At 70.0% G+C, this 22851-nt stretch carries 21 protein-coding genes; 4 read left to right on the top strand and 17 right to left on the bottom strand.

What is annotated here, in order from left to right; all coding sequences use genetic code 11:
* The first annotated feature begins 7 nt into the window (after window positions 1-7).
* A complete protein-coding gene (locus ACODT0_RS06355; protein ID WP_057591171.1) occupies window positions 8-751 on the top strand; it encodes a transglycosylase domain-containing protein in 744 nt (247 codons plus the stop codon).
* Here the strand turns inward: ACODT0_RS06355 and ACODT0_RS06350 are convergent.
* Window positions 696-1124: a ribosomal maturation YjgA family protein gene (locus ACODT0_RS06350; protein ID WP_489040908.1), complete on the bottom strand. Its 429-nt coding sequence runs from the start codon at window positions 1122-1124 to the stop codon at window positions 696-698. The genes ACODT0_RS06355 and ACODT0_RS06350 overlap by 56 nt on opposite strands.
* A 7-nt stretch (window positions 1125-1131) precedes the next feature.
* Between ACODT0_RS06350 and ACODT0_RS06345 the strand changes: the two genes are divergently transcribed.
* The 3 genes from ACODT0_RS06345 to ruvC are packed head-to-tail and all read left to right on the top strand — an operon-like array spanning window position 1132 to window position 3325.
* Window positions 1132-1779 (top strand): lysophospholipid acyltransferase family protein, encoded by a 648-nt coding sequence (locus ACODT0_RS06345; protein WP_057591172.1) that lies wholly within the window; start codon window positions 1132-1134, stop codon window positions 1777-1779.
* Complete coding sequence (locus ACODT0_RS06340; RefSeq protein ID WP_057591174.1) at window positions 1780-2769, top strand: phosphatidate cytidylyltransferase; 990 nt, start codon at window positions 1780-1782, stop codon at window positions 2767-2769. It begins immediately after the preceding gene.
* A 7-nt stretch (window positions 2770-2776) separates the two neighbouring features.
* Complete coding sequence (gene ruvC, locus ACODT0_RS06335) at window positions 2777-3325, top strand: crossover junction endodeoxyribonuclease RuvC (RefSeq protein ID WP_057591175.1); 549 nt, start codon at window positions 2777-2779, stop codon at window positions 3323-3325.
* A gap of 13 nt (window positions 3326-3338) precedes the next feature.
* Here the strand turns inward: ruvC and ACODT0_RS06330 are convergent, their stop codons facing one another.
* From ACODT0_RS06330 to ftsL, 16 genes are all read right to left on the bottom strand, one after another.
* Window positions 3339-4502: an acyltransferase family protein gene (locus ACODT0_RS06330; RefSeq protein ID WP_296740265.1), complete on the bottom strand. Its 1164-nt coding sequence runs from the start codon at window positions 4500-4502 to the stop codon at window positions 3339-3341.
* Between the two features lie 126 nt (window positions 4503-4628).
* The gene (locus ACODT0_RS06325) at window positions 4629-4805 is read right to left on the bottom strand and encodes a hypothetical protein (RefSeq protein ID WP_172705536.1); all 177 of its coding nucleotides are present in this window, start codon (window positions 4803-4805) and stop codon (window positions 4629-4631) included.
* A 25-nt stretch (window positions 4806-4830) separates the two neighbouring features.
* Window positions 4831-5754, bottom strand: coding sequence for a UDP-3-O-acyl-N-acetylglucosamine deacetylase (lpxC, locus tag ACODT0_RS06320; protein ID WP_057591179.1), 924 nt, complete (start codon window positions 5752-5754; stop codon window positions 4831-4833).
* Between the two features lie 250 nt (window positions 5755-6004).
* Entirely contained in the window at window positions 6005-7210 is a 1206-nt protein-coding gene (ftsZ, locus tag ACODT0_RS06315) for a cell division protein FtsZ (RefSeq protein ID WP_057591180.1), read from the bottom strand.
* Between the two features lie 169 nt (window positions 7211-7379).
* The gene (gene ftsA, locus ACODT0_RS06310; RefSeq protein ID WP_057591181.1) at window positions 7380-8609 is read right to left on the bottom strand and encodes a cell division protein FtsA; all 1230 of its coding nucleotides are present in this window, start codon (window positions 8607-8609) and stop codon (window positions 7380-7382) included.
* Window positions 8610-8630: 21 nt separating this feature from the next.
* Entirely contained in the window at window positions 8631-9422 is a 792-nt protein-coding gene (locus tag ACODT0_RS06305; RefSeq protein ID WP_057591182.1) for a cell division protein FtsQ/DivIB, read from the bottom strand.
* A gap of 2 nt (window positions 9423-9424) precedes the next feature.
* Complete coding sequence (locus ACODT0_RS06300) at window positions 9425-10396, bottom strand: D-alanine--D-alanine ligase (RefSeq protein WP_057591183.1); 972 nt, start codon at window positions 10394-10396, stop codon at window positions 9425-9427.
* On the bottom strand, window positions 10393-11862 hold the full coding sequence (murC, locus tag ACODT0_RS06295; RefSeq protein ID WP_489040887.1) for a UDP-N-acetylmuramate--L-alanine ligase: 1470 nt from the start codon (window positions 11860-11862) through the stop codon (window positions 10393-10395). Before murC ends, ACODT0_RS06300 begins: the two co-directional genes overlap by 4 nt.
* Window positions 11859-12923, bottom strand: coding sequence for an undecaprenyldiphospho-muramoylpentapeptide beta-N-acetylglucosaminyltransferase (gene murG, locus ACODT0_RS06290; RefSeq protein ID WP_489040886.1), 1065 nt, complete (start codon window positions 12921-12923; stop codon window positions 11859-11861). The genes murC and murG overlap by 4 nt, the downstream gene beginning before the upstream one ends.
* Window positions 12920-14218: a putative lipid II flippase FtsW gene (ftsW, locus tag ACODT0_RS06285; RefSeq protein WP_057591186.1), complete on the bottom strand. Its 1299-nt coding sequence runs from the start codon at window positions 14216-14218 to the stop codon at window positions 12920-12922. Before ftsW ends, murG begins: the two co-directional genes overlap by 4 nt.
* Window positions 14215-16509 (bottom strand): Mur ligase family protein, encoded by a 2295-nt coding sequence (locus ACODT0_RS06280; protein WP_489040885.1) that lies wholly within the window; start codon window positions 16507-16509, stop codon window positions 14215-14217. Before ACODT0_RS06280 ends, ftsW begins: the two co-directional genes overlap by 4 nt.
* A gap of 10 nt (window positions 16510-16519) precedes the next feature.
* Window positions 16520-17698: a phospho-N-acetylmuramoyl-pentapeptide-transferase gene (gene mraY / locus ACODT0_RS06275; RefSeq protein ID WP_057597027.1), complete on the bottom strand. Its 1179-nt coding sequence runs from the start codon at window positions 17696-17698 to the stop codon at window positions 16520-16522.
* 22 nt (window positions 17699-17720) lie between these two features.
* Window positions 17721-19181: a UDP-N-acetylmuramoyl-tripeptide--D-alanyl-D-alanine ligase gene (locus tag ACODT0_RS06270; protein WP_489040884.1), complete on the bottom strand. Its 1461-nt coding sequence runs from the start codon at window positions 19179-19181 to the stop codon at window positions 17721-17723.
* Entirely contained in the window at window positions 19178-20734 is a 1557-nt protein-coding gene (locus tag ACODT0_RS06265; protein ID WP_489040882.1) for a Mur ligase family protein, read from the bottom strand. The genes ACODT0_RS06270 and ACODT0_RS06265 overlap by 4 nt, the downstream gene beginning before the upstream one ends.
* Before the next feature lie 2 nt (window positions 20735-20736).
* Window positions 20737-22485: a peptidoglycan D,D-transpeptidase FtsI family protein gene (locus ACODT0_RS06260; protein ID WP_489040881.1), complete on the bottom strand. Its 1749-nt coding sequence runs from the start codon at window positions 22483-22485 to the stop codon at window positions 20737-20739.
* Window positions 22482-22847 carry a cell division protein FtsL gene (ftsL, locus tag ACODT0_RS06255; RefSeq protein ID WP_057597023.1) on the bottom strand — a complete coding sequence of 122 codons (366 nt, stop codon included), beginning with the start codon at window positions 22845-22847 and terminating at the stop codon, window positions 22482-22484. The genes ACODT0_RS06260 and ftsL overlap by 4 nt, the downstream gene beginning before the upstream one ends.
* Window positions 22848-22851: the final 4 nt, after the last annotated feature.

Below are 22851 nucleotides of genomic sequence, written 5' to 3'. Positions count from 1 at the left end.
GCACCTCATGAAGGCCGCGCTGCGCTGGATCGCCTGCCTGCTGCTGGCCGGCCTCGCGCTCGAGCTGTTCTTCGTCGTGCGCATCGCGGCCATGGCGGCGATCGACCCGCAGAGCACCGCCTTCCAGCGCTCCGAGGCCTGGCAGATCGCCACCCACAAGGGCAGCGAGGGTGCCTGGCGCCAGGAGTGGGTGCCCTATGCGCAGATCAACGACAGCCTCAAGCGCGCGGTGATCGCGAGCGAGGATGCCAGCTTCATCGACCATGACGGCGTGGAATGGGAAGCCATCGAGCGCGCGCGCCAGCGCAATGCGCGCGCCGAGGAACTGGCCGCCAAGCGCATGGCACGCGCCGCGGCGCGCGGCAAGACGGCGCAGGCGGCACCATTGCGCGGCGGCTCCACCATCACGCAGCAGCTCGCGAAAAACCTGCTGCTGTCGGGCGAGCGCACCATGCTGCGCAAGGGCCAGGAACTGGTGCTCGCCGTGCTGCTCGAGACGCTGCTCGACAAGCGGCGCATCCTCGAGATCTACCTCAACAGCGTCGAATGGGGCGAAGGCGTGTTCGGTGCCGAGGCGGCCGCGCAGTACTACTTCAGGAAGCCGGCCGCGCGCCTGAGCTCGTACGAGGCCGCGCGCCTCGCGGTGATGCTGCCGAGCCCGAAGTTCTACGAGCGCCGGCCCAACTCGCCCTACCTCAACGGGCGGGCGTCGACGATCGTGGCGCGGATGCCTTCGGCCGACCTGCCCTGAACAGGGCCTCGCCCGCCAGCACCGCCGCGAAGCCGATCGCATAGGCCAGCACGTCCCACCAGTCGGCCGTGCTGCCGAGCACGATGCGCAGCGCGCGGTTGGGAATATGCAGCTGCCAGCTGGCCGCCAGGTACTGGCCCAGCTCCACCAGCAGCCCCACGCCGAAGGCCGCGAGCGCCAGCGGCAGCACGCGCGCCTCGATGAAGGCCTTGAACACCAGGTAGACCCAGACCACGGCCAGCACGTCGCCGAGGAAGCTGCGCACCCAGCCCCAGCGCGCGCCCACGGTCGCGAGCAGTGCCAGCAGCACGAACAGGGCCAGTGCCCCGGCCAGGGGAAGAGGAGCAAGACGCCATCGCATGGCCCGTATCATCGCCTCCATGTTGGCGAAGCTCGTGGGATGGTTGCTGTTGGGCGTGGTGCGATTGCTCACCGGTGCCCAGGCGCGCTGGTACGGCTGCCCGCCGAAGGCCGAGCAGCGCATCTATTTCGCCAACCACCAGAGCCATGCCGACCTGGTGATGATCTGGGCCGCGCTGCCCGAGGAGCTGCGCAGCATCACGCGCCCGATCGCGGCGCGCGACTACTGGGCCAACACGCCGGTCAAGCGCTGGATCACGACCGAGGTGTTCAACGCGGTGTACGTCGAACGGCAGGCGGCCGCGCCCGAGCCCTCCGCCGCGGCGCCCGAGGAAGCCCGTGCCGTCGACCCGCTCGCCCCGCTGGTCGAGGCGCTGCGCAGCGGCGACTCGATCATCATCTTCCCCGAGGGCACGCGCGGCCATACCGGCGAGCCGCAGAAATTCAAGTCGGGCCTCTATGCGCTCGCCACCCAGTTCCCCGAGGTGGTGCTGGTGCCGGCCTGGATCGACAACGTGCAGCGCGTGATGCCCAAGGGCGAGATCGTGCCGGTGCCGATCCTCTGCTCCGTCACCTTCGGCGCGCCGATCCGCGTCGAGGCCGGCGAGGAGCGGCGCCCCTTCCTCGACCGCGCGCGTGCCGCAGTGATCGCCTTGCGCGACGTCTGAATGAATCAATTTCTCCGCAGCCTCAGCCCCACGCAGCAGGTCGCGGCGCTGTTCCTGATCGTCTTCGGCGTGCTCGTGGTCGTGAGCACCGCCGCCTTCTTCCTGAGCTTCAGGGAGCGGCGCAACCCGGTGCACGACGCCGCCTGGCAGGCCGAGCTCGCGCACTTCCGCAAGCTGCTGGGCACCACCTGGTTCATGGCCGTGATCTTCTGGATCGGCTGGGCGCTCGGCGAGACCGTGGCCACGGTGCTGTTCGCGCTGATCGCCTTCTTCGCGCTGCGCGAGTTCATCACCCTCTCTCCCACGCGGCGCGGCGACCACCGCAGCCTGATCCTCGCCTTCTTCGTGGTGCTGCCGGTGCAGTTCTGGCTCGTGGCCACCGCGCGCTTCGACTTGTTCACCGTGTTCATCCCGGTCTACGTGTTCCTCGCGATCCCGGTGGCCAGCGCGCTGGCCGATGACCCGAGCCACTTCCTCGAGCGCAACGCCAAGCTGCAGTGGGGCATCATGGTCTGCGTCTACGGCATGAGCCACGTGCCGGCGCTGCTGCTGCTGAGCTTTCCGGGCTACGAGGGCAAGAGCGCCTTCCTGGTGTTCTTCCTGGTCTTCGTGGTCCAGACCTCGGTGCTGGTGCAGCACCTGATCTCGCGCCGCAGCCAGCGCACGCCCTTCGCGCCCAACGTGAGCCGCAGCTTCAACTGGACCAGCTGGGGCATCGGCATCGCGGTGGCCAGCCTGGTGGGCGCGCTGTTCTCCTTCATCACGCCCTTCAAGTTCGGCCAGGCGCTCGCGGTCTCGGTCATCGCCTGCATCGCGGGCTCCATGGGCCACCTCGTGATGAAGGCGCTCAAGCGCGACCGCGGTATTCCCAACTGGGGCCAGAAGGGCGTGGGCGTCACGGGTGCCAACGGCCTGCTCGACCGCGTCGATGCGCTGTGCTTCGCGGCGCCGATCTTCTTCCATTCCGTGCGCTGGTATTTCGGGGCTTAGGGAACACATGCGCATCCTGGGCATCGACCCCGGCCTCAACACCACCGGCTTCGGCATCGTCGACGTCGATGGCCACGCGCTGCGCTACGTGGCCAGCGGCACCATCAGCACGCGCAGCGTCACCAGCGGCAGCCTGCCGCAGCGGCTCAAGGTGCTGTTCGACGGCATCGCCGAGATCACCGAGCGCTACCGGCCCGATGCCTCGGCGGTCGAGATCGTGTTCGTCAACGTCAATCCGCAGTCCACCTTGCTGCTGGGCCAGGCGCGCGGTGCCTGCGTGACCGCGCTGGTCAGCAACGACCTGCCGGTGGCCGAGTACACCGCGCTGCAGATGAAGAAAGCGGTGGCGGGCCACGGCCAGGCGGCCAAGGCGCAAATCCAGGAGATGGTGAAGCGCCTGCTCGACCTGCCGGGCCTGCCCGGCAGCGACGCGGCCGACGCGCTGGGCATCGCGATCACGCATGCGCAGGTCGGGCGCACGCTGGAGCGGCTGGCGGAAGCCGCCACGCTGTCGCACTCGACGACCGGGCGCTACCGGCAGGGCCGCTCGCGCTGAACCGCCGGCACGCTCAGAAAGCGATGACCCGCATGCCGCGGCGGTTTCGATGGCCGCGATCGGCGCGCGCATGTTGCGGCGGACGCCGGACCAGCAGCGGCACCTCCACCAGGCGATACGACAATTCGGCCAGCACGGCGGTCGCCAGGCCGGCCAGCAGCACGCCCTCGCGCGGCTGCAGCACGCCGTCGAGCATGAGCCGGCGCGCGAACTCCATCACCGACAGGTGGACGACGTACATGCCGTACGAACGCTGGCTGGCCCAGCGCACCAGCGCCTCCGTGCCCCGGCCCGGTTGCCGCATCCGCGCGACGGCCGGGAAGCACAGCGCGAAGCCCGTCGAGGTCAGGCTGAAGAAGCCCGCGCGCCACGACGCGCTCTGGTAGGAGGCCGGCTCCAGGCTGCTCAGCACCGAGGCCCCGACCAGCGCGAGGCCCAGCGCCAGCATCGGCTGCGCGAGCGCATCGCAGGCCCGGCGCCGGCTGCGCATCAGCCAGGCCATGGCCACGCCATAGGCGATCGCGTCGAGGCGCAGCAGCACGACCTTGCGAATCCGTGCGTCCCAGTCGGCGGCGACCGCGTCGTCGGCGATCCAGCGCGCCAGCAAGGGCAGCACGATGAAGAGCCCGCAGCAGATCGCCAGGGCCCGCGGGGCGCGCATGACGCCGGCCAGGGCGATCAGCAGGGTGGCGAACAGCAGGTAGAACCACTCCTCGACCATCAGCGACCACGAGACGTCGAACCAGGCGCTGGTCATGGGCCAGGCCAGGTTCTGCGTGAAGCTCAGGAAGAACCAGGGCCATCGCGTGGCACCGGCCCAGGTCCCGCACAGCAGCAGCACGCCGAGCCACAGGTAGTACAACGGAATCGTGCGCATCCAGCGCCGCACCAGGAAGGTCCACAGGGCCCGCGGGCCGGCGCCCTGCTCGAGGATGTCGAGCAGCAGGCCGCCGATGAGGAAGCCGCTGAGCACGAAGAAGAGCTCCACGCCCAGGCTGCCCGAGATGCCGGCCAGTGCCGAGCCGCCGCCCCAGAACACCAGTTGCAGATGGCTGACGAGCACGCCGCCGATGGCCAGCGCCCGCAGCAGATCCAGCCCGAAGACCCGTTCCCCGCCCCGTTTTTCTGCCTCCGTCCCGGCCACGCCGCCAACGCCACCCTGTTGCGATGGAGTCATCCGTCCCCCCCGATCAAATTTTCGGGGCGGATATTACAAAAGGAATTCTTAATGAAATCTCCTCCGGACGGAGGAGTGCGGATCGCCACTCACCCGGCGACGGGAGACCGGCGGTGCCGGTCCGGATCAGGCCACGCGTTCGGCGATCAGCACCGCGAAGAAGCCGCAGGCCGCGAGCAGGGTCCACTTGAGCACGATCCAGCCGAAGCGCCGGTACTTGGGCTGGCCAGTGCCGGCATAGAACGCGAACGAGACGCCCGCCATCAGCAGGAGGAACAGCAGGGCCCAGCGAAAGAGGAGCATGCGTGGTGGATCGGCCGCGGCTCGCCTACCAGGCGCGAGCGACTTCGTTGAAGCCGCGCGGCGCGCGCTTCTCGTCGGCGAAGGTCACGATCTCGTAGGCGTCGCTGTGCGAAAGCAGTTCGCGCAGCAGCTTGTTGTTGAGCGCATGGCCCGAGCGGAAGGCGGTGTAGGCCGCGAGCAGCGGCTTGCCGATGATGTAGAGGTCGCCCATCGCATCGAGGATCTTGTGCTTCACGAACTCGTCGTCGTAGCGCAGGCCGCCGGCATTGAGCACCTTGGTGTCGTCCATCACGATGGCGTTGTCGAGTCCGCCGCCGAGCGCGAGGCCCTTGCTGCGCATGTACTCGACTTCCTTCGTGAAGCCGAAGGTGCGCGCGCGCGCGATGTCGCGGCTGTACGAGCCGCTGCCGAGATCGAACTCGACGCGCTGGCCCGTGGAGTTGACGACGCGGTGATCGAAGTCGATCTCGAAGCTGAGCTTGTAGCCGTGGTACGGCTCGAGCGCCGCCCACTTCTCGTTGGCGCCGTCGCCCTCGCGCACTTCGACCTTGCGCAGCACGCGGATGAAGCGCCGCGGTGCCTTCTGGAACTCGATGCCCGCGCTTTGCAGCAGGAACACGAAGGACGAGGCCGAGCCGTCGAGGATCGGTACCTCGTCGGCCGTGATGTCGATGTAGAGGTTGTCGATGCCCAGGCCGGCGCAGGCCGACATCAGGTGCTCGACGGTCTGGACCTTGGCGCCGCCGGTGGAGACGGTCGAGGCCAGCCGGGTGTCGGTGACCGCCTCGGCGGTCATGCGGATCTCGGCGGGCTCGGGCAGGTCGACGCGGCGGAACACGATGCCCGTGTCGGCCGGGGCGGGACGCAGCGTGAGCTCCACGCGCTGCCCGCTGTGGAGCCCCACGCCCACGGCGCGGCTGATCGACTTGAGGGTTCGTTGTTGCAGCACGCCTGCGATTTTAGGCGCGCGGCGTGCGTGGCGCGCCAATCCCCTGGCTATTACACCCATAGGCATCGTTCGTATGGCATAGCCCCGAAATGGACGCAAAGGGATGAAGAAAACGCGCCTGATACAGGCGGGAAGGCTTTATCTGGGCCTCCTCCTGCGCCTCTTGCGAGTTCTTCAAACCCTCTGCGTCCGGTCGGGCCGCCGCGCGGCATCTCTTTCGAGATGCCCGCGACGGGCCCTGGTCCGGTTCTCAGTCGGCCTGGCGGCGCAGGAAGGCCGGGATCTCGAAGTCGTCCATGCCGCCCGAGGACAGCGCATCGACCTTGGCCGCGGCCATCGTGCGGTTGGTGCGCCACACGCTGGGCACGGCCATGCCTTCGTAGTTGGGCTGGTTGCCGCCACCGCCGTGGCCGGTGCCCATCGAGGGCACGTTGAACGGGATGTTGTCGGTGCCGGTGCGGATCACCTCGAGCGTCGGCGCCTGGCGGCGCGCGTCGGCGCGCGACAGGCCGGTGGCGACCACGGTCACGCGCATCTCGTCGCCGAGGGCGTCGTCGTAGGCCGCGCCATAGATCACGTGCGCATCGGGCGAGGCGTAGGCGCGGATGGTGTTCATCGCGAGCTTCGACTCGTTGAGCTTCAGCGAATTCTTCGATGCGGTCACCAGCACCAGCACGCCCTTGGCGCCCGAGAGGTCGATGCCTTCGAGCAGCGGGCAGGCCACGGCCTGCTCGGCCGCGATGCGCGCGCGGTCGGGACCCGAGGACACGGCCGTGCCCATCATCGCCTTGCCCGGCTCGCCCATCACGGTGCGCACGTCCTCGAAGTCGACGTTCACGCCGCCGTACTCGTTGATGATTTCCGAGATCCCGCCCACGGCGTTCTTCAGCACGTCGTTGGCCTGCGCGAAGGCTTCTTCCTGGGTGATGTCCTCGCCCAGCACGTCGAGCAGCTTCTCGTTGAGCACCACGATCAGCGAGTCGACGTTGGCCTCGAGCTCGGCCAGGCCGGCTTCGGCGTTGGTCATGCGGCGGCCGCCTTCCCAGTCGAAGGGCTTGGTCACCACGCCCACGGTGAGGATGCCCATCTCCTTCGCCACGCGCGCGATCACCGGCGCGGCGCCGGTGCCGGTGCCGCCGCCCATGCCGGCGGTGATGAACAGCATGTGGGCGCCGTCGATGGCCGCGCGGATCTCGTCCACGGCGGCCTCGGCCGCTTCACGGCCCTTCTCGGGCTTGCTGCCGGCACCCAGGCCGCTCAGGCCGAGCTGGATGTTGCGCTGCGCGCTGCTGCGCTGCAGGGCCTGCGCGTCGGTGTTCGCGCAGACGAACTGCACGCCCTGCACGCCGCGTTCCATCATGTGCGCGACCGCGTTGCCGCCGCCACCGCCGACACCGATCACCTTGATCTGCGTGCCCTGGTTGAACTCTTCGACTTCGATCATTTCGATGGTCATCTTCTACTCCTTGAATCTTGCAGTTGCCGTTGTCTATGAATGAATCTTTTTGGGGGTACCCGACGAGAACGAATTCATCGTCGCGATGGTGGACCTGTTCGTCGCCATCGCTCGTTGAAATGCAAGGGAGGGCTGCCGCGCGCGAGCCAGAGTGGGGAATGGTTCATGGTCAGAAGTTCCCCACGATGAAGTCCTTGAAACGTCCGAACGCGGTTTTTACCGACCCGTTCTTCTGCGCCACCTTGAAGCCGCGCATGCGCGCGAAGCGGGCCTCCTCGAGCAGGCCCATCACGGTGGCCGCGCGCGGCTGCGCGACCATGTCCGAGAGCGCGCTCGAATACTTCGGGATGCCGCGGCGCACGGGCTTGAGGAAGATGTCCTCGCCGAGCTCGACCATGCCGGGCATCACCGCGCTGCCGCCGGTGAGCACCACGCCCGAGGAGAGCACCTCCTCGTAGCCCGACTCGCGCACCACCTGCTGCACCAGCGAGAAGATCTCCTCGATGCGCGGCTCGATCACGCCGGCCAGCGCCTGCTTGCTCAGCATGCGCGGACCGCGGTCGCCGAGGCCGGGCACCTCGACCTGCGTGTCGGGATCGGCCAGCAGCTGCTTGGCGAAGCCGTTCTCGACCTTGATGTCTTCCGCGTCCTTGGTCGGCGTGCGCAGCGCCATCGCGATGTCGCTGGTGATCAGGTCGCCCGCGATCGGGATCACCGCCGTGTGGCGGATCGCGCCGTTGGTGAAGATCGCGACGTCGGTGGTGCCCGCGCCGATGTCCACCAGCACCACGCCGAGCTCGCGCTCGTCCTCGGTCAGCACCGCCTGGCTCGAGGCCAGCGGGTTCAGCATCAGCTGGTCGACCTCGAGGCCGCAGCGGCGCACGCACTTGATGATGTTCTCGGCCGCGCTCTGCGCGCCGGTCACGATGTGCACCTTGGCCTCGAGACGCATGCCGCTCATGCCGATCGGCTCCTTCACGTCCTGGCCGTCGATCACGAACTCCTGCGGCTCCACCAGCAGCAGGCGCTGGTCGCTCGAGATGTTGATGGCACGCGCGGTCTCGACCACGCGCGCCACGTCGGCCGGCGTCACTTCCTTGTCCTTCACCGCCACCATGCCGCTGGAGTTGATGCCGCGGATGTGGCTGCCGGTGATGCCGGTGTAGACGCGGCCGATCTTGCAGTCGGCCATGAGCTCCGCTTCCTTGAGCGCCTGCTGGATGCTCTGCACGGTGGCGTCGATGTTCACCACCACGCCGCGCTTGAGGCCGTTGCTGGGCGCGATGCCCAGGCCCGCGAGCTTGAGCTCGCCGCCTTGCAGCACCTCGGCCACGACCACCATCACCTTCGCGGTGCCGATGTCGAGGCCGACAACCAGGTCCTTGTATTCTTTGGGCATCGATATGTCCTCGGTATTCGTCTATTTCTTCTTGGGCGTCTTGGGGTCGGCCACCACGGTGGTGACGCCGCGCAAGCGCAACGCATAGGCGTCGTTGTGGCGCAGATCGGCGCCCTCGACGTCGTCCATGGTGCGGCGGTACTGCCCCGCGACCTGCGTCACGGTCTTCAGGAAGCGCTGCAGCCGCGCCGCCACCTCCTCGCTCTGGCCCCGGCCCAGTTCGATCGTCGCGCCGCTGTCGAGCTGCGCTCGCCAGCTGCCCCGGCTCGACAGCGTGAGCGCGTCGAGGCCGAGGTCGTAGGGCTCGAACATCGGCTGCAGCACGCGGTACATGCCCAGCACCTGCCCGGCCTGCTCGATCGGTCCATCGAGCCGCGGCAGCTTGTCGTCGACCTCCGCCACGTTGGCCTCGAACACGTCGCCGAAGCCGTTGATCAGCTTCGAGCTCGACTCGTCGCCCCAGTTGGCCACCGGCACCTGCTCGGTCAGCGTCACGCGCAGCTTGTTCGGGAACTCGCGCCGCACCACCGCGCTGCGCACCCACGGCACCGACTCGAAGGCGGTGCGCGCGCGCGCGAGGTCGACGGTGAAGAAGTTGCCCTTGAGCTGCGGCGCCACGTTGGCGCGCAGGGTGACGGCGTTGTTGTGCGTCACCTCGCCGTCGACCTTGATGCCCGCGATCGGGAAGAAGGGCTGGCGCAGCACCCACCAGGCGCCCGCGGCGAGCAGCATCAGGCCCACCGCCACGAATGCGAGGTTCGCGACGATGTTCATGAGCTTGACGTCGAAGGGCGTGGGGATGCTGTCGGCCATCTTCAGTGCGCGCCTCCCGTGGCGTCGAGCGTGGCCGTGGCCAGCACGCGCAGGCAGAGTTCCTCGTAGGCGATGCCCGCCGCGCGTGCCGACATCGGCACCAGCGAATGGCTGGTCATGCCCGGCGAGGTGTTCATCTCGAGCAGGAAGGGCTTGCGGTCGCTGGCGCGGATCATCACGTCGGCGCGGCCCCAGCCGCGACAGCCGAGCGTGCGATAGGCCGCCAGCGCGATGCGCTGGATCTCGCGCTCCTCCGCCTCGGGCAGGCCGCTCGGGCAGTGGTATTTCACGTCGTCGGTGAAGTACTTGTTCTGGTAATCGTAGGCGCCCTCGGGCGCGGCGATGCGCACCACCGGCAGCGCATGCGCGTCGAGGCCGCTGCCGAGCACGGCGCAGGTGACTTCCTCGCCCTCGATGAACTCCTCGCAGAGCACGTCGGCGTCGTACTTGACCGACAGCGTCACCGCGTCCTGCATCTGCGAGTAGCCCTCGACCTTGGTCACGCCGATCGAGGACCCCTCGCGCGGCGGCTTCACGATCAGCGGCAGGCCCAGCACGTCGGGCACGGCCATCACCTGTTCGCGGCTCTGCTGGTCGAAGGCCAGGCGCACGTACTTGGGCGTGGGCAGGCCGTCGGCCTGCCAGATGCGCTTGGTCATGACCTTGTCCATCGCCACGCTCGAGGCCATCACGCCCGAGCCGGTGTAGGGAATGCCGAGCATCTCGAGCGCGCCCTGCACCGTGCCGTCCTCGCCGTGGCGGCCATGCAGCGCCACGAAGCAGCGCGCGAAGCCTTCGCGCCGGAGCTCGGACAGGTCGCGCTGCGACGGGTCGAAGGCATGGGCGTCGACGCCGCGCGAACGCAGCGCCTCGAGCACGCCGGTGCCCGACATCAGCGAGACCTCGCGCTCGGCCGAGCTGCCGCCGAACAGCACGGCGACCTTGCCGAAGAGTGTGGGATCCTGAAGGCTCACGACGCCTCCCCCTTGTGCGCAGCGTGCTGCGATGTCGTGGATGAAGAAGAAGCGGCCACCGCCGGCACCGCGCCGAGCTCGACCACCTTGCCCGGCACCGCGCCGATGGAGCCCGCGCCCATGCACAGCACCACGTCGCCGGCACGCGCGTTGTCGAGGATGGCCCGCGGCATCGCGGCGATGTCGTCGACGAACACCGGCTCGACCTTGCCGGCCACGCGCAGCGCGCGCGCCAGCGTGCGGCCATCGGCCGCCACGATGGGCTGCTCGCCGGCCGCGTAGACCTCGCCGAGCAGCACCGCGTCGGCGGTGCCGATGACCTTGACGAAGTCCTCGAAGCAGTCGCGCGTGCGGGTGTAGCGGTGCGGCTGGAAGGCAAGCACCAGGCGCCGGCCCGGGAAGGCGCCGCGCGCGGCCGCGAGCGTGGCGGCCATTTCCACCGGGTGGTGGCCGTAGTCGTCGATCACGGTAAAGCTGCCGTCGCCGGCCTTGGCCGCGACCTCGCCATAGCTCTGGAAGCGCCGGCCCACGCCCTTGAAGCCGGCCAGCCCGCGCTGCACCGCCTCGTCGGCGATGCCGAGCTCGACCGCCACCGCGATCACCGACAGCGCGTTGCGCACGTTGTGCTCGCCCGGCAGGTTCAGCACCACCGGCAGGTCGGGCAGGGTCACGCCGTTGCGGCGCTGCGCGGTGAAGTGCATCTGGCCGCCGACGGCGCGCACGTCGACCGCGCGCACCTGGGCGTCCTCGCCGAAACCGTAGCTGGTGACCGGGCAGGTCACGTCGGCCACGATCTCGCGCACCGCCGGATCGTCGGTGCACAGGATCGCCGTGCCGTAGAAGGGCATGCGGTGCAGGAAGTCGACGAAGGCCTTCTTCAGCTTGCCGAAGTCGTGCCCGTAGGTCTCCATGTGGTCGGCGTCGATGTTCGTGACCACCGCCATCACGGGCAGCAGGTTCAGGAACGAGGCGTCGGATTCGTCGGCCTCGACCACGATGTAGTCGCCGCTGCCGAGCTGCGCATTGGCGCCCGCGCTGTTGAGCCGGCCGCCGATCACGAAGGTGGGATCGAGCCCCGCGGCCGCGAGCACGCTCGCCACCAGGCTGGTGGTGGTGGTCTTGCCGTGCGTGCCGGCGATGGCGATGCCCTGCTTCAGGCGCATCAGCTCGGCCAGCATGACGGCGCGCGGCACGACCGGGATGCGCTTCTCGCGCGCGGTCAGCACCTCGGGGTTGTCGGCCTGCACCGCGGTCGAGGTCACGACCGCGTCGGCGCCCTCCACGTTCGCGGCCGCATGGCCCACGAAGGTGCCGATGCCCAGGCCCGCGAGCCGGCGCAGCGTGGCGCTGTCGGACAGGTCGGAGCCGGTGATGCGGTAGCCGAGGTTCAGCAGCACCTCGGCGATGCCGCTCATGCCGGAGCCGCCGATGCCGACGAAGTGGATGTGGCGAATCGCGTGTTTCATCGTGCCAGCTCCTCGCAAGCGCGCACCATCGCTTCGACGGCCTCGGTTTTCTGCATCGTCCTGGCGCGTTCGGCGCGTTCGATCAGTTCGGTTCGTTGTGTCTTCTGTAGCAAATCGGCCAGCAATTCAGGGGTGAGATCGGTCTGTTGCACCAGCCAGCCGCCACCGGCATCGACGAGGAAGCGCGCGTTGGTGGTCTGGTGGTCGTCGACCGCGGAAGGAAAAGGCACGAACAGCGCCGCGGCGCCGACGGCCGCGATCTCGGTCACGGTGCTGGCACCGGCGCGCGCGACGATGAGGTCGGCCTCGGCATAGGCCAGGGCCGTGTCCTCGATGAAGGGCGTGAGCTCGCCCTCGACGCCGGCGGCCGCGTAGTTGGCGCGCAGCTCGTCGATCTGCTTGGCGCCGCTCTGGTGCAGCACCTGCGGGCGCGTGCCCGGCTCGATGCGCGCGAGCGCCTGCGGCACCACTGCGTTGAGCGCCTTGGCGCCGAGGCTGCCGCCGACCACCAGCAGCTTGAGCGGACCGCTGCGGCCCGCGAAGCGCTCGGCCGGTGCAGGCTGCGAGGTGAAGGCCGCGCGCAGCGGGTTGCCGACCCACTGCGCCTTCTTGAGCACGTCGGGGAAGGCCGTGAAGACGCGGTCGGCCACGCCCGCCAGCACCTTGTTGGCGAGGCCCGCGACCGAGTTCTGCTCGTGCAGCACCAGCGGCTTGTTGAGCAGCACGCCCATCATCCCGCCCGGAAAGGTGATGTAGCCGCCCAGGCCCACGAGCACGTCGGGCTTCACGCGGCGCACCACGCGCAGGCTCTGCCAGAAGGCGCGCAGCAGGCGCAGCGGCAGCAGGAACAGCGTGAGCGGACCCTTGCCGCGCACGCCGCCGAACTGCACCGGCTCGAAGGCGAAGCCGCGCGGCGGCACCAGCTTCTCTTCCATGCCGCCGGGCGCGCCCAGCCAGTGCACGCGCCAGCCGCGCTCGCGCAGTGCCTCGGCCACGGCGAGGCCCGGGAAGATGTGGCCGCCGGTGCCGCCGGCCATCACGAGTGCGGTACGACCCGTCATACGCGGCCCCCTCTCATGAGGACACGGTTCTCATAGTCGATACGCAGCACGATCGCCAGCGCCACCATGTTCATCAGGATCGCCGAGCCGCCGAAGCTCATCAGCGGCAGCGTGAGGCCCTTGGTCGGCAGCGCGCCGAGGTTCACGCCCATGTTGATGAAGGCCTGGAAGCCGATCCACACGCCCACGCCCTGGGCCACGAGGCCCGAGAACACGCGGTCGAGCGCGATGGCCTGGCGGCCGATGTGCATCACGCGGCGCGTGAGCCAGAGGAACAGGCCGATGATCAGCAGCACGCCGACCAGGCCGAACTCCTCGCCGATCACGGCCAGCAGGAAGTCGGTGTGGGCCTCGGGCAGCCAGTGCAGCTTCTCGACGCTGCCGCCGAGGCCGACGCCGAAGATCTCGCCGCGGCCGATGGCGATCAGCGAGTGCGACAGCTGGTAGCCCTTGCCGAGCGCGTGCTCCTCGCTCCACGGATCGAGGTAGGCGAAGATCCGCTCGCGCCGCCACGGGCTGGTGGCGACGATGGTGCCGAAGGCCACCACCACCAGCGCGGCGATCACGAAGAACATGCGCGCGTTCACGCCGCCCAGGAACAGGATGCCCATCGCGATCACCGCGATCACCATGAAGGCGCCCATGTCGGGCTCGGCCATCACCAGCATGCCGACCACCACCACCGCGATGCCCATCGGCAGCACGGCGCGGAAGAAGCGCTCCTTGATCTCCATCTTGCGCACCATGTAGCTGGCCGCATAGAGCACCATCGCGACCTTCGCGAGCTCGGAGGGCTGGAAGCGCATGAAGCCCATCGGCAGCCAGCGCCGCGCGCCGTTCACGCTGATGCCGATGTGCGGGATCAGCACCGCCACCAGCAGCAGCAGCGAGGCCACGAACAGCCAGGGCGCGGCGCGCTCCCAGGTCTTCATCGGGATCTGGAAGGCCAGCAGCGCGGCGATGAAGGCGAACACCACCGAGGCCGCATGGCGCGTGAGGAAGTACGAAGCGCTGTAGCCGGCGCGCGCGAAGCGCGGGTTGTCGGGCAGCGCGATCGAGGCCGAATAGACCATGATCAGGCCCCAGGTCAGCAGCGCGACCGTGACCCACACCAGCGCCTGGTCGAAGCCCAGCACGCGGATCGGCGCGGCCTTGGTCTGGGTGAAGCCGGCGCCGCCGAGGCGCACCGGCAGGTGCACCGGCAGCGCATCGATGCCGCTGCGCGCGCGCCGGAACCAGCCGCTGAAGCGGCCGGGCCGGGTGTTGGGCGTGGCGCCCGCGGCGGCGGAGTTCACGATGCCGGTCCTTCCGTCGAATCGGGTTCCCCGAAGTCGCGCGGCTCGTCCTCGAGCGCCTGCACGGCCTCGCGGAACACCGCCGCGCGGTGCGGGTAGTTCTTGAACATGTCGAAGCTCGCACAGGCCGGTGACAGCAGCACGGCATCGCCCGGATGGGCGCGGCGCGCGGCCAGCTGCACGGCCTCGTGCATCGAGCCCGCATGCATCAGCGTGACGCCGGTGGCAGCCAGCGCGGCCTCGATCAGCGGCGCGTCGCGGCCGATCAGCACCACGGCGCGCGCGTACTGGCGCACCGGCAGCGCGAGCGGCTCGAAGTCCTGGCCCTTGCCCTCGCCGCCGAGGATCACGACCACGCGGCGGTCCTCGCCGAGGCCGCCGAGCGCCGCCACGGTGGCGCCCACGTTGGTGCCCTTGCTGTCGTCGAAGTACTCGACGTCGTCGATCAGCGCCACCGGCTCGACGCGGTGCGGCTCGCCGCGGTACTCGCGCAGGCCGTAGAGCATCGGGCCGAGCGGGCAGTCGGCCGCGTTCGCGAGCGCCAGCGCGGCGAGCGCGTTCATCGCGTTGTGGCGGCCGCGGATGCGCAGGGCGTCGGCCGGCATCAGGCGCTGCACGAAGATCTCTTCCTCGACCACCTGGCCGCGCTTGCGCTTCTGCGTCTCGTCGGCCTCGTGCGCGCGCACCAGCCAGCTCATGCCGTTGACGCGCTCGATGCCGTAATCGCCGGGGCGCTGCGGCATGCTCGCGCCGAAGGTGACGTGCGGGCGCACCTGCACGCGCTGCGCCTTGGGCTTGGCCGGCGCGCGGCGCGCGCCGCGGGCGTTCACCACCTCCTCGACGGGCTTGACCGGTTCCTGGCCCGCGGTGGCGAGCATCGCCATCACGGCCGGGTCGTCGCGGTTGAGCACCATCAGCGCGGTCTTGCCGAAGATGCGCGACTTGGCCTGCGCATAGGCCGGCATGTCGCCGTGCCAGTCGAGGTGGTCCTGCGTGAGGTTGAGCACCGTCGCGGCCGCGGGCTCGAAGCCCTGCACGCCGTCGAGCTGGAAGCTCGAGAGCTCGATCACCCAGGCCTCGGGCAGCGTGCCGGCGTCGAGATGCGCGCTCAGCGTGTCGAGCAGCGTCGGGCCGATGTTGCCGGCCACCGCCACGCTCTTGCCGCCACGCTCGATGAGCTGGCCGGTCAGCGCCGTGACCGTGGTCTTGCCGTTGGTGCCGGTGATCGCGAGCACCACCGGCGTGTAGCCCTTGGCGGGCTCGGGCGCGGGTTCCGGCTCGGGCTGGGCCTCGGCCTGCGGCGCGGGCTCCTCCTCGGCCACGGCCGAGGCGGGATTGGTGGCGGCGAACTCGGCGATCTTCGCGACGAAGTCGGCCGCCTCCTTCGCGGCCGTGGGGACGTAGGGCTTGCCGACGGTGAAGGCCGGCAGGTTCGACGCGGGCTTGGGGGCCGGTGCGGCGACGGGCGCGGGCTCGGCGGGCTCGGGTTGGGTGCCTTCGGCGGCATCCGGCGTATCGGCCGCGACGGGCTCGGCGCCTGCCTCGACGCCTTCCTGAACCACGGGCGCATCGGCGACCGGCGCCTCGGGTTCCGGCGGTTGCAGCACGGGGACGCTCAGCGAGGGATCGCGCGGCATCGATTCGGGCAAGGCGGCAGGAGCGCGCGGTGCTTCGGAGGTCTGTTCGAGGGCTTCGGGTTCGGCGGGCTGCGCCTCGATCGCGGGCGCCACGGCTTCGACGGCTTCGGCCATTGCCGGCGTCTCGACCACGGCCTCTTCTGCCGCTGCGGGAGCTTCTTCCGCCGCCGGCGCCTGGACTTCGGGCAGCACGGCAGGCGCCTGCGCCTCTGGCACCGGCTCGCTCTCGGCCGGCACCGCCGCCTCCAGCGCCAGCTCGCCTTGCGCCGCGCTTTCTTCTTCAACCTCGACCACCGCAGGTGTCTCGACGATCGCGAGATCCGCCAGCGCGCGCGCGAACAGGTCGAGCTCGCCGCCGACCGGCAGTCCGACCGCGCGCGCCGCATCGGCCACCGGCGCGATGGCCTCGGGGCTCAGGCCCGGCGAGCGGTAGACGGCGCGGATGGGCGTGCCCTCGATCAGCGCGGCCGTGAACGGGCCGCCAACGAACACCGCCTCGGGCCACTCGGCGCGCAGCGTGTCGAGCAGGGCCGGCGCCTCGCGCGTGTCGGCCACCGTCACCTGCGCGCCGTGGCGCGCGCACCAGCGCGCCATCGCCAGCCCGGACGCGCCGAGGCCGAGGATGAGGACGGGGAGGTCTTTCAGGTGCCGCATGCGTTGTCTCTCAGCGCAGCTTCAGCGTCGACAGGCCCACGAGGCACAGCAGCATCGTGATGATCCAGAAGCGCACCACGACCTGCGTCTCGCGCCAGCCGCTCTTCTCGAAGTGGTGGTGCAGCGGCGCCATCTTGAGCACGCGGCGGCCCTCGCCGAAGCGCTTCTTCGTGTACTTGAAGTAGGTGACCTGGGCCATCACCGAGATCGCCTCGACCACGAAGATGCCGCCCATGATGAAGAACACGATCTCCTGGCGCACGATGACCGCGATGGTGCCCAGCGCGCCGCCGAGCGCGAGCGCGCCCACGTCGCCCATGAAGACCTGCGCCGGATGGGTGTTGAACCAGAGGAAGGCCAGGCCCGCGCCGGCCATCGCCGAGCAGAACACCAGCAGCTCGCCCGAACCCGGGATGTTCGGGAACAGCAGGTACTTCGAGTAGACCGCGCTGCCGGTCACGTAGGCGAACACGCCCAGCGCCGAGCCCACCATCACCACCGGCATGATCGCCAGGCCGTCGAGGCCGTCGGTGAGGTTCACCGCGTTGCTCGCGCCCACGATCACCAGGTAGGTCAGGATCACGAAGCCGATGCCGCCCAGCGGATAGCTGACTTCCTTGAAGAAGGGCACCAGCAGGTTGATCTTGGGCGGGAAGTCGAGGTCGAAGCCCGACTGCACCCAGGCGAAGAACAGCTGCAGCACGCGCCAGTTCGAGCTCTCCGAGATGCTGAACAGCAGGTAGAAGGCCGCGAGCAGCCCCACCACCGATTGCCAGAAGTACTTCTCGCGCGAGCGCATGCCCTCGGGGTCCTTGTGCACCACCTTGCGCCAGTCGTCGACCCAGCCGATCGCGCCGAAGCCCAGCGTGACCCACAGCACGATCCAGACGAAGCGGTTCGAGAGGTCGAACCACAGGATGGTGGCGAAGGCGATCGCGAACAGCACCAGCACGCCGCCCATGGTGGGCGTGCCGCTCTTGCTCAGGTGGGTCTCCATCGCGTAGCCGCGCACCGGCTGGCCGATCTTCAGCGCGGTCAGGCGCCGGATCACGTACGGACCGGCCACGAGGCCGACCACAAGCGCGGTCAGCGCCGCCATCAGCGCGCGGAAGGTCAGGTACTGGAACACCCGCAGGAACCCGAGTTCCGGCGAGAGGGTCTGCAGCCATTGGGCCAGGCTCATGAACATGAAATTGCGCACCGCCCCCGCATCAGGGACGGCCTCCTTCTTGTTGTGGTTGTGTCTGCGGGGTCGCACCCTGCGCCGCGATGGCCTGGACCACGCGTTCCATCTTCATGGAGCGCGAGCCCTTGACCAGCACGCTGCCGACCAGCGGCAGCCGCGCGAGCACCGCGGCGTTCAGGGTGTCGATGTCCTCGAAATGGCGTCCGCCGCCCACCGTGGCCGCATCGCCGCGCTGGAAGGCGGCGATGCTGTGCTCGGAGGCGCTGCCGAGCGTGTAGACGGTCTCGATGCCGCGCTGGCGCGCCCAGTCGCCGACCTCGGCATGGAATTCGTCCGAACGCTCGCCGACCTCGGCCATGTCGCCCAGCACCAGCAGGCGCGGGCCCGGCAGCGCGGCGAGCACGTCGATCGCGGCGCGCACCGAGTCGGGGTTGGCGTTGTAGCTGTCGTCGACCAGCGTGATGGCGCGGCCGCCGGCCAGCGCGAACGCGCTGGCCTTGGAACGGCCCTTGACCGGCTCGAAGGCATCGAGGCCGGCGGCGATGGTGTCGAGCGACACGCCCGCGGCCAGCGCGCAGGCGGTGGCCGCGAGCGCATTGATCACGTTGTGGCGGCCCGCGATGCGCAGCCGCGTGGCGAAGCCGCCGAGCGGCGTGCGCACGCGCACCTGCCAGGCGCCCTGCGTCCATTCGGCATGCTCGAGGCCGATGTCGGCATCGTCGTGCTCGCCGAAGGTCAGGCAGCGGCGCGCGGCGCCGTCGCGCGCCATGTCGCTCCACAGCGTGGTGAACTCGTCGCCGTGCGGGAACACGGCCGTGCCGTCGTCGGGCAGCGCCGCGAACACGGCGGCGTTCTCGACCGCCACGGCCTCCACGCTGACCATGAACTCCTGGTGCTCGCGCTGGGCGTTGTTCACCAGCGCGATGGTCGGGCGCGAGATGGCGGCCAGCCGCGCGATCTCGCCCGGGTGGTTCATGCCGAGCTCGACCACCGCGCGCTGGTGCTGCGCGCGCAGGCGCAGCAGGGTCAGCGGCACGCCGATCTCGTTGTTGAAGTTGCCGGCGGTCGCGAGCGCGCGCTCGGGCTTCGAGGCCATCAGGATGGCCGCGATCATCTGGGTGACGGTGGTCTTGCCGTTGCTGCCCGTCACGGCGATCAGCGGCAGCGAGAACTGCGCGCGCCAGTGCGCGCCGATGGCGCCGAGCGCCACCAGGGTGTCGGGCACCTCGAGGCCGGCCAGGCCCGCGGCCTCGAGGCCGCCGTGCGCGACCGCGGCCATTGCGCCGCTGGCACGCGCCTGCGGCAGGAAGTCGTTGGCATCGAAGCGCTCGCCCTTGAGCGCGACGAACAGGTCGCCCGCGGCCAGGGTTCGGGTGTCGGTGTGCACGCGCGCGATCACGGTCGCGGGATCGCCGACGAGGCGCGCGCCCGGAATCCACTGCTGCAGTTGCGCCAGCGTCAGCGCGAGGGAGGTGGTGTCGCTCATGCGCCCCTCCGCTTCTCGAGCGCGTCGCGCGCATGGCTGCGATCGGAGAAGGGCAGGCGCTGGCCCGCGATCTCCTGCCAGGCCTCGTGGCCCTTGCCCGCGATCAGCACCACGTCCTCGGGCGCGGCCTGCGCGATGGCGTCGGCGATGGCCAGGGCGCGGTCGACCTGCACCTGGGCGGCGTCGGGGCGCGAGAGGCCGCGCAGCACCTGCGCGACGATCGCGTCGGGCTTCTCGCCGCGCGGGTTGTCGCTGGTCACCACGACGTGGTCGGCCTGGCGCTCGGCCACGGCGGCCATCATCGGGCGCTTGATCGGATCGCGGTCGCCGCCGCAGCCGAACACGCACCACAGCTTGCCGCCGCGCTGCTGCGCGAGCGGGCGCAGGCCGGCCAGCGCCTTGTCGATGGCGTCGGGCGTGTGGGCGTAGTCGACCACCGCGAGCGGCACGCCGGCCCCGGTGCCCACGCGCTCCATGCGGCCCGGCACGCTGCTCAGGTTCGCGCACGCCGCCACGGCCTGCGCGAGCGTCAGGCCCAGCGCGCGCAGCGTGCCGAGCACGCCGAGCAGATTGGCCACGTTGTACTGGCCGATCAGGCCGGTGGTCACGCGCTCGACGGCCGCGGTGCCGTGCTCGGCGACCGAGAACTGCAGGCCCTGGGCGTCGTAGCCGATGTCGCGCGCCATCAGGCGCGCCGGGTTGCCGTCGGCCGACACGGTCCAGACGTCGAGCGCGCCGACGCCGGCATCGATCAGGTTCGCGCACAGGCTGGCGCCATGGGTGTCGTCGATGTTGATCACCGCGGCGCGCAGGCCGGGCCAGCGGAACAGCTCGGCCTTGGCCTGCCAGTAGGCATCCATGCTGCCGTGGTAGTCGAGGTGGTCCTGCGTGAAATTGGTGAACACGGCCACCGCGATCCGGGCGCCGTCGAGCCGGCGCTCGGCGATGCCGATCGACGAGGCCTCGATGGCGCAGGCGCCGAAGCCGCGCTCGACCAGCGCGCGCAGCTCGCGCTGCATCATCACGGGGTCGGGCGTGGTGAGGCCGGTGTAGGTCAGCTCGGGCGGCACGCCGATGCCCAGCGTGCCCATCACGGCGCACGGCGAGGGCGCATCGCGCTGCACGGTGCCGTCGGGCCGCATCGGGCGCACGCCGCCGGCCGGCCGCAGGGTCGACAGCGATTCGGCCAGCCACCAGGCAGTGGAGGTCTTGCCGTTGGTGCCGGTCACGGCCAGCAGGTCGAGCCGGGCCGAGGGATGGTCGTAGAAGGCCGCGGCGATCGGGCCGGTGGCGGCCTTGAGGCCGGGATAGCTGACGATGCGCTCGTCGCCGTCGAAGCCGAAGGCCTCGACGCCCTCGTGCTCGACCAGGCAGGCCGCCGCGCCCCGCGCCAGCGCCGCCGCCACGTGCTTGCGGCCGTCGGTCGCGGCGCCGGGCCAGGCGACGAACACGTCGCCCGCGCCGACCGAGCGGCTGTCGGCATGCAGCGCGCCCTGCGGCACCCGCTCCTTGAGCCAGGCCGCGGCCAGTGGGGGGGAGGTGAAGGTCAGCATGCTCAGAAGCTCTCGTCCACGCCCTGGGTCATCACCAGGGGCTTGACCGCCAGGTCGGGCGGCACGTTCATCATGCGCAGCGTCTGCTGCACGACCTCGCTGAACACGGGCGCCGCGGCCAGGCCGCCGAAGTACTGGCCGTCGGTCGGCTCGTCGATCATCACCGCGACGATGATGCGCGGCTTCTCGATCGGCGCCATGCCGGTGAACCAGGCGCGGTACTTGTTGCTCGCGTAGCCCTTGCCGACCTGCTTGTGGGCCGTGCCCGACTTGCCGCCGACCGAGTAGCCGACCGTCTGCGCGCGCGTGCCGGTGCCGCCCGGGCCCGCGGCCATCTGCAGCATCTTGCGCACCGCGAGCGCATTCGACGGCGAGAAGACGCGCACGCCGGCCGGCGGCTCGGTGTTCTTGAGGATCGTCGCCGGAATGATCGCGCCATCGTGCGCGAACGCGGTGTACGAATGTGCCATTTGAAACAGCGAGGCCGACAAGCCGTAGCCGTAGGCCATGGTGGCCTGCTCGACCGGCTTCCAGGTCTTCCAGGGCCGCAGCCGGCCGGTGACCGCGCCGGGGAACTGGATCTGCGGCTTCTGGCCGTAGCCGAGCGCGGTGTAGGTGTCCCACATCTCGTGCGGGGTCATCTTCTGCGCGATCTTGAGCGCGCCGACGTTGCTCGACTTCTGGATCACGCCCTCGACCGTCAGCGTGCCGTAGTTGTGGGTATCGCTGATGGTGAAGCCGCCGAGCTGGTAGCGCCCCGGCGCGGTCTCGATCGGCGTCGTGGGCTTGACCCGGCCGGCCTCCAGCGCCATCGCCACGGTGATCGGCTTCATGGTCGAGCCGGGCTCGAAGGTGTCGGTCATCGCGCGGTTGCGCAGCTGCTCGCCCGTGAGGTTCTGGCGCTTGTCGGGCACGTAGCTCGGGTAGTTGGCCAGCGCCAGCACCTCGCCGGTGACGGCGTCGAGCACCACCACGCTGCCGGCCTTGGCCTTACGCGCGGTCACGGCGTCGCGCAGCTTCTGGTAGGCGAAGAACTGCACCTTGCTGTCGACGCTGAGCTGGATGTCCTTGCCGTCGAGCGGCGGCACCTGCTCGCCCACGCCCTCGACCACGCGACCCAGGCGGTCCTTGATGACGCGGCGCGAGCCGGCCTTGCCGGCCAGGTCCTTGTCGAACGCGAGCTCGATGCCTTCCTGGCCGCTGTCCTCGACGTTGGTGAAGCCCACCACGTGCGCGGCGGCCTCGCCCTCGGGGTACTGGCGCTTGTACTCCTTGCGCTGGTAGATGCCCTTGAGGTTCATCGCGGCGATCTGCTTGGCGATCGGCTCGTCGACCTGGCGCTTGATCCAGACGAAGGTCTTGTCCTCGTCCTCGAGCTTCTTGTCGAAGTCCTTCTGCGACATCTCGAGCAGCTTGGCCACCTGCTTGAGCTTGGCGCGCACCTCGGGATCGTCGCGCTCCACGTCCTCGGGAATGGCCCAGATGCTGGGCGCCACCACGCTCGACGCGAGGATCAGGCCGTTGCGGTCGAGGATGCGGCCGCGGTTGGCCGGCAGCTCGAGCGTGCGCGCGAAGCGCACCTCGCCCTGGCGCTGGAAGAAGCTGTTGCCGAACACCTGCACGTAGGCCGCGCGGCCCGCGAGCACGACGAAGCCCAGCGCGATGCCGCCGACGATGAACTTGCTGCGCCACACCGGCGTCTTGCTCGCCAGCAGGGGGCTGGTGGTGTAGCGCACGCTGCGGCGGCTCATCGCTGCCCCCTTGCGGCTGCGGCGGCGGCCGGCTTGTTGGCGGCTGGCTTGTTGACGGGTGGTGCGGGCGGCGGTGCGACCACGGCCGGGATCACGCTGCCGTCGGGACGCACGTACTGCGTGATGGCCGGCGAGGTGGTGCGCATCTGCAGCTGTTCCTTCGCGAGCTTCTCCACGCGCAGCGGCGTGGCCTGCGCGCGCTTCTCGACCTGCAGCCGGTCGTGGTCGAGCTCGAGCCGGCGCGTCTCCTGCATCGTGCGATCGAGCTCGGTGTAGAGCTGGCGCGAGAGGTATTGCGTGTGCACGAGGTAGAGCGCCGTGGCGATCACGGACAGCAGCAGCAGCAGGTTCAGGCGTGCCATCTCA

Source organism: Variovorax sp. FG153, from assembly GCF_057809595.1.
This window is presented reverse-complemented; position numbering and strand designations above follow the sequence as displayed.